Consider the following 11928-nt stretch of genomic DNA (forward strand, 5'->3'; position numbering starts at 1 on the left):
CGGCCCACTCACCGGCCGCGCCCGGGGTGCCCTGGCTCCACCCCCCCGCCGCGGGCGACCGCCAAACTCTTTGCGCCGGCGGGGCCCCCCCCCGCCGGGGGGCCCCCCCCCGCGCCTGCTACCGGTGCCGCCTGAACTCGCGGACGAGCGCGAGCAGATTGATCAGGGTGCTGGCCGGAACATTGCCGAGGGAGACGAGGAGCTGGCCGTTCAGGATGGTCTCGCCCGGCTCGGCGGACGGCCAGAGGAGCCCGAACTCGCGCCCCTCGGTGCGGAGTTCCACGATCAGGTCGGCGAGATCGCGACGGGCGAGGTGGTGAATGGCCGGATCGGCTGGATGGATGGGGTGGAGGGCGTTCACGCGACGGAGTCCAGCTCGAACCAGACCCGCTTCCCGAGCTTCTGCGGCTCGACACCCCAGCGGTGCATGAGCCCCTCGACCAGCTGCAACCCCCGCCCCGACTCGGCGAGCATGCTGGCTTTCTGAGGCTGCGGCAGCTCGGAGCTGCGGTCCGCGACGGTGACGCGGAGGGTGCGGCCGGAGTAGACGACCGTGACGACGGGCGAGGCCGTCAACCCGTGCCGCCACGCGTTCACGACCAGTTCCATCAGGGCGAGTTCGGCGTCACCGATGGCCGGGGTGGGGTACCCGGCGCGCAACATCGCGTCGCGCAACACCTCGCGGGACACGGTGAGGGAGGGGGAGTTGAGGTTGGGGTCACACATGGGGGAATCTCCCATCAGCTCAAATGAGCTACGCACAGAGAGACCTGACGCCTCATCCGGCGAGCAGTGCAGTGAAACTTTAGGGGATTCCCAGCAAAGTTGGCAACACGCTCCGCACATGGCCCTACACTTTCCGTAGGTGACGATCCGCAACGGAAGGTACGCCCATGGCATTCGGGAGTGGGATCAGCGAACGTCAGCGCCGGTTCGGCGAGGAGCTCCGCCGTGTACGCGATGCCGCTGGACGTTCAGCGCTGGAGATCGGACAGGCGATCGGTGTGAAGGGGCCGGCGGTCAGCCACATCGAATCTGGCCGGATGGGCCTAAACCTTCCGAGACTGAACATCTGGCTCGACCTGTGCGAGATCACGGACTCCGAATACCGGGCCGGCCTCGCCGCGATGAGCGAAAGCTCGGGCAAGGGTTGGTGGACCGAGTTCAAGTCACACGTCACGCGAAGCTCACTCGACCTGGCCGAGGCCGAGTCGCGTGCAATGGGCCTGGACAACTACGAATCCCTCCTGATCCCTGGCCTCCTACAGACCAAGGCCTACAGCGAGGTCATCCAGGGATACGCCGAGAAGAAGATCGAGTTCCGCCATGAACGTCACAAGGTACTGACGGGCAAGAACGCCCCTCAGTACCGTGCCGTGATCCACGAAGCAGCCCTGCACATGATGTACGGCGGCGCAGCTGTCATGTGGGACCAGCTGAATCACCTGATCGAGATGAGCAGGCTGCCCAACGTCACGATCCAGATCCTCCCGTTCGACTGCACCGTCTTCGCGTCGAACGACTCACCCTTCCTGCTCATCCGTGGCGCTCACGCCCGGCTCGGCACGGTTCTACTTGAGCATCCGCATGGCTCGAACTTCATTGGAGACCCTGAGGTCGTGACAACATTTGACCGGAAGTTCGACCGACTCAGGGCCTTGGCTCTTCCTCCCCTGTCTTCGGCCACGTCCGCGTCATCGCCCGCCCATCGGGACTCGCTGGGTTTGATCCAACACATCCGCTACAAGGTCCAGGGAAGATAGTCATGCACCAGCTCAACTGGCAGAAGTCCAGCTTCAGCAGCGACCAGGCCAACTGCGTCGAAATCGCTTCCGCCGGTGAGCTGGTCCACATCCGCGAGTCCGACGACCCCGCCCAGATCGTCACCACCACCCGCCCCAAGCTCGCCGCCTGGCTCCACGGCGCCAAGGCCGGCGACTTCGACCACTTCCTCGAAGCCTGACCCGTCCGCGTGTACCAGCCAGGGAAGGTAGTCATGCACCAGTTCGTCTGGCAGAAGTCGAGCTTCAGCGGCGAGGAGGCCAACTGCATCGAAGTGGCCTCTGTCGACGGCTGCGTCTGCCTTCGCGAGTCCGACGACCCCACCCAGATCGTCACGACTACCCCCGCCAAGCTCGCCGCCTGGCTCCACGGCGCCAAGGCCGGCGAGTTCGACCACTTCCTCGAAGCCTAATCCCCGTCCCCATCCCCGTGCCCCGGCGGCGGGCCGGGGCACGGGCGCTCCGAGTCAGCTCACGCGTCGGGGTGTGCGGGGAGGGCGAGCCAGTCCGACCAGGAGATCCCGCGGCCGAGGAAGCGCGGCTGCGCGAACGGCCACTCTGCGGCGATCCACTGCGGCACCAGCGCGTCCATGGCCCGCTCGACCTCGCTGCCCACCAGGTCGTCCACCACCCACCAGGAGATCTCGCCGTCCGCGCCGGCCTTCGCGGGCGGGTCGATGTAGATGCAGCCGAGCAGGGCCGTCTCCTCCGCGTCGAGCAGCGCGTAGTTGAACGACTGGTGTGCGGCGATCTCCTTCTCGTGCCGCAGCAGGTCGGCCTGGTTGGCCTCGAAGGTCATGGTGGCGGCGGGCCAGCCCCAGGCCGGACCGAAGATGGTCCACAGCCGCTCGCGCGAGCCCATCACGGCCGGGTAGTCCATCGGCGCGTCCGTCTCCCGGACCGGCCGCAGGTGATGGGCCCCGCCCGGCAGCGGCACCTGGAGGGGATGGACGAAGTCATCGGGAAGCCAGCTCATGGCGCCCGACCGTAGCACCGCCCCGGCGCCTGCTCCCCTTGATTTTCCCCGCACCCACCGGACAGCCCGCCACCCCGCCGCTGCGCAGGAAGTCGGCCCGGCCGACTTCTCACGCTCAAGCGGGCCAGCATCAGTGGTCATGTAGACCGGTCTACAGATTCCATCCCACAACCCGAACCGGCGTGGGTGCACGAGAAGTCGACCAGACCGACTTCTCGTGCAACGTGGGGGCCCAGCGCGCACATGCGAGGTGCCCGGGCGCCAGGGCAACAGGCGCAGGCCGGTGGATGCGGAGGTCGGGGCCCCGGGACCTGCCCGGACACAGACCGAGAATGCACGAGAAGTCGGCCCGGCCGACTTCTCACGCGAGGTCGCGGCCCAGCTCGCCGGCGGGACGGGCCGATGAGCCGTCTCGGCGAAGTCTGACCGTCGGGTTCGAGGGCTTCTACGAACGGGGCTGTCGGCGGCGGTTCGTAGGCTGCGCGCGTGAACATCGATGATCTCTCTTGGCAGGCGAGCCACAACGGCGGCGTCTCCCCTCGGATGGTGCGGGCCCTCCTCGACCTGGGGGAGCTGGAGCTGCTGATCCGGGCGGCGCAGGAGCGCGGGGACTGGAACTGCGCGGAGGCGGCTGCTCGGGAGTTGTGCGCGGCCGGGGAGTTCGATCGGGCGCTGGCGCTGATGGACCCGTTCACGGACATCGGTTGGCGGGCCGCCGAGTGGCTCACCGCCGAGATCATGATCCGGCGGGGCGAGGGTGCCGAGGCGCTCGCGATGGTGCGCCCGGACGCGGCCGAGCTGGGCGACGGCCACGTGTGCGCGCGCTACGCCGAGCTGCTGTCGAAGGCGGGGCGGGCCGACGAGGCCATCGACGTGCTCACGCCCCATCTCGGGGAGTTCTGGCTCCGGGCCCGCCTGGTCGAGGTGACCGAGGGACAGGGGCGTGACGACCGGGTTCTGGACCTGCTCGCGCAGGAGGGGGAGCGCATGGAGCGTGCCGAGAGCGCGGAATGCGGGCACTGCGGTGAATCGTGCGGGACGGACCGGACGGACCGGTGGCACGTGCTGCTCCTGGTCTCCCGGGTCCTGGAACGGGCCGGGCGTACGGACGAGGCCGTCGAGGTCCTGCACACCGAGACGGCCTCGGGGCGGCCTCATCCCGTCAACGTCCCGGAGCACTACGCGCAGCTCCTCGCCCGGCTGGGCCTGATCGAGGAGCTGGGAGCCCTGGCCGCCGCGGAACACCGCTCCGCCTTCGACGTGTACGCGAAGGCGCTGGAGGACGCGGGGCGGGCGTCCGAAGCGGAGGCGCTGCTGCTCGAGGCGATCGAGGCCCACGACCACCCAAAGGACCGCGTGGCGCTGATGCGTCTGCTGGTCCGCCAGGGAAGGATCGACGAAGCCGTCGAGACCGGCCGGCCCACCTACGACTACTACGACTGCTGGAACCTCCTGCACTGGGCGCTGGAGCTGCTCGTCGAGGACGGTCGGCCCGGCCGGGCGCTCGAACTCCTGGACGGGCTCACCGGCGCGTGGGCCGAGGGGCACCCGGACGACGTCCTCCACCTGCGGCTCTGGCTGCTGGGCGAGGCGGGCCGCCACGCGGAGGGCATCTCGGAGGCCACCGCCCTCAACGAGCGGGAGCCCGGCGAGTGGGACACCGCGCTGGCGGGGCTGCTGGAGCAGGACGGGCGGCTGGAGGAGGCCCTCGCGCTTCTCCGCTCGTCCACCCATGACTCGGCCGACCGCGACCTGGCCGACATGCTGGTCAGGCACGGCCGCCCGGCCGAGGCCCTCGCCGCCATCCCCGCGATCGCCGAGAAGCGCGCGGCCGCCGAGCGGCGGGAGCGGGAGGCGGCGGAGCTGCGCGAGCAGGACGATCCCTGGGCCCCGGTGGGCGAGCTCGCCCAGGAGCCTCCGTTCTAGCCAGGAGCGCCGCAGTGTCGGCCGCAACAGGGGGCGGGCACGGGCGGGTTGATGCGGAGGCGCCCGGGACCGGACCGAGGATGCACGAGAAGTCGACCAGACCGACTTCTCGTGCGAGGCGGCAACCCGGCACGCCACCGGGAGGGCCCAGGGGGCCGGGGCGTGGCGGCGCGCGGGCGGGCGTCAGGCCCGGTGGATCGGCGGGGCCTGGTAGCTGCCGTCCAGGACGGCGGGCTCGGGCTGGTAGATGCGCAGGATGGGGCGGAACTCGCCGGGCGGAGTGGGGAGCCAGTTGGCGGCGGCGGCCGGGTCCTCGGGCTGGTCGTGCCGGAGGAACAGGGTGAGGGAGCCGTCCTCGCCGTGGACGAGTCCGGGGGTGCGGTCGCCGATCGAGTAGCGGTCGATCGGGTTCTCCACCAGGTAGTAGTCGGGGACGGAGTACATCGTGACGGACCAGAACGCCCCGGCCGGGGGCGGGTGTTCGAAGCGCAGGGTGTAGTCGTGGACGCCGGTGAGGGGCCGGCCGTCGGAGTCGTCGTAGGTCATCGCGTACGAGGCCTCGTAGGCGTGGTTGCCCCAGAGGCCGGCCCGGGCGGCGGCCGCCCGGCTGAGGTAGGCGGCGCGGCGGTCGGGGATGCGCCACTCGGGGTCGTCCAGGGTGCCGGGGCCCAGGTGGTCGGTGTTGTAGTCGAACAGGTGGAGTGCGCCGCGCCACTCGCCGGGCGGGTGGTCCTCGGGCGGGCGGGTGGCGTCCTCGACCCGTTCGCGGCCGGCCGCCAGGCCCTTGGCCAGCGCCAGCGTCCATTCGGGGGCGGCCGCGCGGTACGGCGAGGCGCCGTCGTCCAGCAGGCCGAGCGGGGCGAAGCGGCGCTGGTACTCGATGTCGGTGGTGGCGGGCGGGAAGGCCTGCATCCAGACCCGCAGCCGCTCGAAGAAGGCCAGCCGCTCGGGGACGTCCCCGTCCGGTTCGGGCAGTCCGGCGACCAGGCCGCCGGGTTCCAACGGCTCCAGTTCCAGGGCGGACTGGAGGGCCCGGACCCGGGGCAGGTCGTCCGGCCCGGTGCAGGCGAAGCGGGCGACGAGGGTGCCGACGGTGGTCGGCAGCTCGATCACCCGGTTCGGGTCCGGCGGGGTGCCGTGCCAGTCGGGCGGGACGATCAGCCAGGTCTGGGCGCCGGTGCCGGTGGCCCGGCGGCCGAGGTAGGCGACGTTGTCCGTCCAGGCGTCGATGACCTGCAGGACGTAGTAGGCGCCCGCGGTGTCCGGGACGCGCAGCACCTGGGGGCCCTCGGAGAGGTCGAGCTGGGCGATCGAGTAGACCGTGTCGTTGTTGACCGAGACGAAGTGGTCGGCCGGACCGGCCAGCCGGGTGGCGTGGCTGAGCTGGTTGAACGGCGCCGCGGGCAGGGTGCCCAGGCCGCCCCGGGTGAAGCGCTCGACCATGGTGAGGCCGGCGACCAGCGGGTAGCCGTAGACGTACGCGTCGGCGGCCAGGGCCTCCAGCTCGGGCTGGTTCATCGCGGGTCCTTCGTCCGGGGCGGGCGGGCAGCCGGTCGGCGGGTGCTCGGCGTCGGCCGGTTGCTCGGCGTCGGCCGGGCGCTCGGCGTGGGCCGGGTTGCTCGGCGTCGGCGGGCCGTTCGTACCGGTGGCGGCCGACGGGTCCGACCGTCCGGGCCGTGCCCCGGGCCCGTGCTCCGGGCCCGTGCTCCGGGCGGGCGCCGGACCGGGTCCGGTCGCCGACCGCGGTACACCTCGGATGCTAAGCGGGGCCGGGTGGGGCGGCACGTCGGGCTGCCGGACACCCTGCGGCGGCCTCCGGCCCGAGGTGCCGACCGAGATCTGCTGACCGCTAATCCGGGCGTACGGGCGGTGCGGCCGAGGGAGAGTCCTCGGTATGAAGATCCTTCTGCTTGGCGGCTCGTCCTTCCTCGGACGGGCCTACGCCGCCGAGGCCCTCGCCCGGGGCCACCGGGTGACCACCTTCAACCGCGGCCGCAGCGCCGCCGACCTGCCCGGCGTCGAGGCCGTCCGGGGCGACCGCGACAGCGCCGGGGACCTCGCCCGGCTGGTGGACGGCCGCAGCTGGGACGCCGTCGTCGACACCTCCGCCCAACAGCCCGCCCAGGCCGCGCTCAGCGCCCGGCTGCTGCGCGAACGGGCCGGCCACTACACCTTCGTCTCCTCCGTGCACGCCTTCGCCGACTGGCCCGCCCGGGTGATCGACGAGGACTCCGCGCTGCACCCCTGCCCCGCCGACACCCCGCCCGGCCAACCGCCCGGCACCGCCCTGAAGGCCGGCTGCGAGCGCGCCGTGCTGGCGGGGTTCGGCGCCGAGCGCACGCTGGTGCTGAACAGCGGGCTGCTCGTCGGACCGTACGAGTTCGGCGGCCGGCTGCCCTGGTGGCTTGAGCGGATGGCGCGCGGCGGGCGGGTGCTCGCCCCGGGGGATCCGCGGCGGACCATGCAGGTGATCGACGTCCGTGACTTCGCCGCCTTCGGGCTGGACCGGCTGTCGGCCGGGACGGCGGGGCGCTACGTCACCACGGCGCCGCCCGGGCGACTGCGCTTCGGCGAGTGGCTGGCGACCTGCCGGGAGGTCGCGGGCGCCGCGGACACCGAGCTGGTCTGGGTGCCGGACGGGCCGCTGCTCGCCGAGGGGCCGGACCGGGTCGAAGCGTGGACCGAACTCCCCCTCTGGGCACCGGACCTGCCGGAGATGGCGGGCACCTGGCTGGCCGACACCGGCCGGGCGGAGGTCGCCGGGCTGCGCTGCCGCCCGTTCGCCGAGACGGCGCGGGACACCTGGGAGTGGCTGCGGCGGCGCGGGCCGGCCGAGGACACCGACGCCGAGGGGCGCAAGGGGCGGCCGGGGGCGGCGGTGCGGCAGGGCATCGAACCCGCCAAGGAGCGGCGGCTGTTGGCCGCCTTCGGCTGATCTGCGATCCGCCCGGCTCGGCGGGCAACGGCGGCCCCGGGCACCAGGAATGGGAAGTCGACCGGGCCGACTTCCCACTCCTGGCCGTCACGTTCAGTGCGTGCGGCGGGTCACCAGCTCGGCGAGCGCCAGCAGTTCGTCCGCCGCGGCCGGCTCCGGGACGGCGGCGGCCAGCTGCGCCATCGCCGCGGCCATCCGCTCGCAGGACTCGCCCTGCGCCCAGCCGCGCCCGCCGGCCGCCTCGACGGCCGCCGCGCACTGCGCCAACTCCTCGGCGCTCAACGGGCGTTCGATCGCGTACAGCTCGGCCAGCCGCTTGCCCTCGACGGTGCCGGAACCCAGCGCCGCGACCACCGGCAGCGACTTCTTCCGGGCGACGAGGTCCGCGCCGACCGGCTTGCCGGTGACCGCCGGATCCCCCCAGATGCCGATCAGGTCGTCGATCAGCTGGAAGGCCAGGCCGATCTCCCGTCCGAAGCCGTCCAGCGCCTGCGCCGCCTCCTCGGAGGCGCCCCCGTACAGGGCTCCCATCGCGCAGGCCGCGCCCAGCAGCGCACCGGTCTTGGCCTCCGCCATCGCCAGGCACTCGGGCAGCGAGACGTCGTTGCGCCGCTCGAAGGCGCAGTCGATCTGCTGGCCCTCGCAGAGCTCGACCACGCAGTCCGCGAGCCGGCGGATCGAGCCGTGGGCGGCCGGGTGGGTGTCCTCGGCGAGCAGGCGCAGCGCGAGGGAGTGCATGGCGTCCCCGGCCAGGATGGCCTCGGTGGTGCCGAACACCCGCCAGGCGGTGGGCCGGTGGCGCCGGGTGTCGTCCCGGTCGATGACGTCGTCGTGGAGCAGGGTGAAGTTGTGCACCAGCTCCACGGCGGCGGCCGCGGCGACGGCCTCGTTGGGCTTGCCGCCCAGGGCCTGGGTGGCGGCGAGGACCATGGCCGGCCGGATCGCCTTGCCGGCGGAGGCCTCGGCGGGGGTGCCGTCCGCCTCCCACCAGCCGAAGTGGTAGCCGGCCACCTTGCGCATGGTGCCGGGCAGCGAGTCGACGGCGGCCCGCAGGACCGGGTCGACCAGGGTGCGGGTCCGGGCGAGGATGTCCGCCGCCTCGTGCCCCTCTTTGTGGTCCCGCTCCAGCGTGGGACTGGTCATGGGTGTCTCCCCCTGTCGGGCGCCTGTCGTGGGACGGCCCGCCGACGGCGGGCCGGGATTGCGGTGGCGGGGTTGCGGTGCCGGGACTGCGATGCCGGGGCGCACCCGCCCGGCCGGGGCGGACGGGCGGCCCCGGCCGGGCGGTCCGGACTGGCGGCGCGGCTCCGCGAGCGGCCCCGCGAACCGCCGGTACTGCGTGATCCGTCAGTACCGCGCGATCCGTCAGTACTGCGCGATGTCCACGTTCTCCAGGACGCCGACCGCGTCCGGCACCAGGATCGCGGCGGAGTAGTAGGCGCTCACCAGGTAGGAAATGATGGCCTTCTCGTCGATTCCCATGAACCGCACCGAAAGGCTCGGCTGGTATTCATCCGGAATTCCGGTCTGGTGCAGGCCGATGACGCCCTGGTTGTCCTCTCCGACGCGCATCGCGATGATCGAGCTGGTGCCCCCCTCGATCGGGATCTTGTTGCACGGGAAGACCGGGACGCCGCGCCAGGACATGATCTGCTTGCCCTCGACCTCGACCGTCCCCGGGTAGAGGCCGCGCTTGTTGAGCTCCCGGCCGAAGGCGGCGATCGCCCTGGGGTGGGCCAGGAACATCTTGGTGCTGCGGCGGCGGCTGAGCAGCTCGTCCATGTCGTCCGGGGTGGGCGGGCCGGAGTGGGTCTGGAACCGCTGGTCGTACGCGGCGTTGCTGAGCAGGCCGAACTCGGGGTTGTTGACGAGCTCGTGCTCCTGCCGCTCGCGCAGCGCCTCGATGGTCAGCCGGAGCTGGTGCTCGGTCTGGTTCATCGGCTGGTTGTAGAGGTCGGCGACCCGGGTGTGCACCTTGAGGATCGTCTGCGCGACGCTCAGCTCGTACTCGCGCGGCTTGAGCTCGTAGTCCACGAAGGCGCCGGGCAGCTCGTACTCGCCCAGGTGGCCGGCGGAGAGGTCGATCGCGGCCTCGCCGTGCTTGTTCTGCGCCTGCTGGAAGCCGTTCAGGTACTCGATGACCTGGAGCTGGAGCGCCTCGGAGCGGTCGTGCAGCTCCTGGAAGGCGGGCCAGGACAGCGTCAGCACGGTGCCGGAGGTCGCGGCGCGGACGGTGTACGGCCAGTCGCCGCCGTCCTGCCGGACCGCCTCGTCGCCGAGGTGGTCGCCGTCGGCGAGGGTGCCGACCACCGTCTCCTCGCCGTACTTGCCGGTGCCCAGCCGGTCGAGCTTGCCGTGCGCGATCAGGAACACCTCGGTGATCGGCGCCCCGGCCTGCACCAGGATGTCGCCCGCGGCGAAGTCCCGCTGCACGAAGCGCGAGGCCAGCTCCTCCAGCACGGCCTCGTCCTGGAAGCCGCGCAGCACCGGCACCTCGGCCAGCGTGGGCGGGACGATCCGCACCTCGGCGCCGGTCTTGACGAAACTCACCCGGCCGCGGCCGACCGAGTGGCGCAGACGGCGGTTCACCCGGTAGGTGCCGCCGGACACCTGCACCCAGGGCAGCCTCCTGAGCAGCCAGCGCGGGCTGATGCCCTGCATCTGCGGTGCGGACTTGGTGGTCGTCGCGAGGTTCCGCGCGCCCGCCGTGCTCAGACTCTGCTGCTGCCGGATCTCCGACTGCGCACCTGGCGCGGGAATACCGGCATTGGTTTCGGTCGACATGAGGGGAGCCCTTCGCATATCCCAATGAAGCGTCGCCTTGCACATGCGTGTTGCAGCTTCATGGTGGGCCCATTCAGGGGCGCCCCGCAATCACTCGTTCGAGTGGTTCTGAATGGCCGAACAAATAGTACGAATAGATCAGCCGATCGATATGCGTTCGACTATTTATTCGAACATATCGGCGCGCCGTGCCCCATCCTCCCCCATCGACACCCCGGCCCGCGCCACCCCGCGCCAGGACCCGCCAGGGGGACCCCTGCCGTCCAGGCCGTTCGAACGGGCCGCTAGGGTGCCCTGACCCTTCGTCAACTCGCTTACCGAGAAGGTCACATGAGCGCGCCCGTACGTGTCTGGCTGAACCGCACCTACGCGGAGAACGTCTTCTTCATCGAACAACTGCGGGACGCCCCGCGCCCCGTGGTGGTCCACGCGACCCACGGCGACCCGGACTCCCCCGTGCTCGCCGCCGCCGACCACGGCGCCCCGGAGCCCGCCGACCCGGCCGCGGACGGCTACGCCGGCTACGTCGACTACGCCCTGGACTACTGCGCCCGGCACGCGATCGACGTCTTCGTCCCGCAGCTGCACCAGCTCGCCATCGCCCTCGCCCGGCCGGAGTTCGAGGCGATCGGCACCGCGCTGGTCTGCCCGCCGGCCACCGCGATAGCCGCCTTCACCAGCAAGGCCGACGGCTACGCGGCGATCGCCGGGGCCGGGCTGCCCACCCCGCCCTGGTGGCGGGTGCGCACCCCCGCCGAACTGTGGGACGCCGTCGAGCGGATCGAGGGCACCGGCCGCACCGCCTGCCTCAAGCCCACCGCCGGCGCCGGCGGTGCGGGCTTCCGGGTGCTCACCCGGAAGCCCTACGACGCCCGGCGGCTGGTCGGCTGGGACCACCGGGTGCAGGTCGAGCAGGTCGCCGCCGCCCTGGCCGGGGGCGCTCTGGCCGGGGGCGCTCTGGCCGAGGGCGCCGCCACCCCGGCCGAGGGCGGCCCGGGCGGCGAGCCCGCGGACCTGCTGGTGATGCCCTACCTGGACGGACCGGAGGTGTCGGTGGACTGCCTCGCCGACCGGGACGGCAACCCGCTCACCGCGGTCGGGCGCACCAAGGAGGGCCGACGCCGGGGCTTCACCACCGAGGAGTGCTACCTGGAGCCCGTCCGGCGACTGGTCCGGGCGACCGGGATGGCGTACCTGTCCAACATCCAGTTCCGCAGCCTCGACGGCCGCCCGGTGGTCATCGACGTCAACACCCGCCCCGCCGCCGGGCTCCACCAGCTGCGGCTGTGCGGCCTCAACCTGCCGTGGGACGCGGTACGGCTGGCGCTCGGGGAGCGGCCGCGGTACCCGGGGACGGGACCGGACGTGCGTGGCATCGAGTACACCCTGGTGCCCGGCATCCAGCCGGTGCTGCCGCACCGGGCGGCCGGACGGGTGTCGTCGGGGGCGGGGGTGTCGCCCGCCCAGGTGTGACGACCGCCGGCAGCGGCGAGCCCCTCGCCGCTGCAACCCCCGCCGCAACTCCG

12 protein-coding genes are annotated in these 11928 nt (G+C 72.3%); 6 read left to right on the forward strand and 6 right to left on the reverse strand.

The features are described from left to right. Positions 1-118: 118 nt before the first annotated feature. A complete protein-coding gene (locus tag ACFWP2_RS22625) occupies positions 119-361 on the reverse strand; it encodes a hypothetical protein (RefSeq protein ID WP_380454139.1) in 243 nt (80 codons plus the stop codon). Then, on the reverse strand, positions 358-726 hold the full coding sequence (locus ACFWP2_RS22630) for an ATP-binding protein (RefSeq protein WP_380454141.1): 369 nt from the start codon (positions 724-726) through the stop codon (positions 358-360). Before ACFWP2_RS22630 ends, ACFWP2_RS22625 begins: the two co-directional genes overlap by 4 nt. Before the next feature lie 167 nt (positions 727-893). Between ACFWP2_RS22630 and ACFWP2_RS22635 the strand changes: the two genes are divergently transcribed. Genes ACFWP2_RS22635 through ACFWP2_RS22645 form a run of 3 tightly spaced genes read left to right on the forward strand, consistent with a single transcriptional unit; the run spans position 894 to position 2194 of the window. Next, on the forward strand, positions 894-1763 hold the full coding sequence (locus ACFWP2_RS22635; RefSeq protein WP_380454143.1) for a helix-turn-helix domain-containing protein: 870 nt from the start codon (positions 894-896) through the stop codon (positions 1761-1763). Positions 1764-1765: 2 nt separating this feature from the next. After that, the gene (locus tag ACFWP2_RS22640; RefSeq protein WP_380454145.1) at positions 1766-1963 is read left to right on the forward strand and encodes a DUF397 domain-containing protein; all 198 of its coding nucleotides are present in this window, start codon (positions 1766-1768) and stop codon (positions 1961-1963) included. Positions 1964-1996: 33 nt separating this feature from the next. Further along, positions 1997-2194, forward strand: coding sequence for a DUF397 domain-containing protein (locus tag ACFWP2_RS22645; protein WP_380454147.1), 198 nt, complete (start codon positions 1997-1999; stop codon positions 2192-2194). A gap of 59 nt (positions 2195-2253) precedes the next feature. Here the strand turns inward: ACFWP2_RS22645 and ACFWP2_RS22650 are convergent, their stop codons facing one another. After that, the gene (locus ACFWP2_RS22650) at positions 2254-2757 is read right to left on the reverse strand and encodes an N-acetyltransferase (protein ID WP_380454149.1); all 504 of its coding nucleotides are present in this window, start codon (positions 2755-2757) and stop codon (positions 2254-2256) included. 486 nt (positions 2758-3243) lie between these two features. Between ACFWP2_RS22650 and ACFWP2_RS22655 the strand changes: the two genes are divergently transcribed. Further along, complete coding sequence (locus ACFWP2_RS22655) at positions 3244-4683, forward strand: hypothetical protein (protein ID WP_380454151.1); 1440 nt, start codon at positions 3244-3246, stop codon at positions 4681-4683. 183 nt (positions 4684-4866) lie between these two features. Here ACFWP2_RS22655 and ACFWP2_RS22660 read toward each other — a convergent pair whose 3' ends face one another. Then, complete coding sequence (locus tag ACFWP2_RS22660; RefSeq protein WP_380454153.1) at positions 4867-6201, reverse strand: DUF1254 domain-containing protein; 1335 nt, start codon at positions 6199-6201, stop codon at positions 4867-4869. Positions 6202-6577: 376 nt separating this feature from the next. Between ACFWP2_RS22660 and ACFWP2_RS22665 the strand changes: the two genes are divergently transcribed. Continuing rightward, on the forward strand, positions 6578-7618 hold the full coding sequence (locus ACFWP2_RS22665; RefSeq protein ID WP_380454155.1) for an NAD-dependent epimerase/dehydratase family protein: 1041 nt from the start codon (positions 6578-6580) through the stop codon (positions 7616-7618). Between the two features lie 93 nt (positions 7619-7711). Here ACFWP2_RS22665 and ACFWP2_RS22670 read toward each other — a convergent pair whose 3' ends face one another. After that, a complete protein-coding gene (locus tag ACFWP2_RS22670) occupies positions 7712-8761 on the reverse strand; it encodes a family 2 encapsulin nanocompartment cargo protein polyprenyl transferase (RefSeq protein WP_380454157.1) in 1050 nt (349 codons plus the stop codon). 222 nt (positions 8762-8983) lie between these two features. After that, positions 8984-10402, reverse strand: a complete 1419-nt coding sequence (locus ACFWP2_RS22675) for a family 2B encapsulin nanocompartment shell protein (protein ID WP_380454160.1) — start codon at positions 10400-10402, stop codon at positions 8984-8986. 330 nt (positions 10403-10732) lie between these two features. On the opposite strand from ACFWP2_RS22675, the gene ACFWP2_RS22680 reads away from it, so the two are divergent. Beyond that, complete coding sequence (locus ACFWP2_RS22680) at positions 10733-11875, forward strand: ATP-grasp domain-containing protein (protein WP_380454162.1); 1143 nt, start codon at positions 10733-10735, stop codon at positions 11873-11875. Positions 11876-11928: the final 53 nt, after the last annotated feature.

Origin of the sequence: Kitasatospora sp. NPDC058444 (assembly GCF_042721415.1) — a bacterium.
Lineage (GTDB): Bacteria > Actinomycetota > Actinomycetes > Streptomycetales > Streptomycetaceae > Kitasatospora.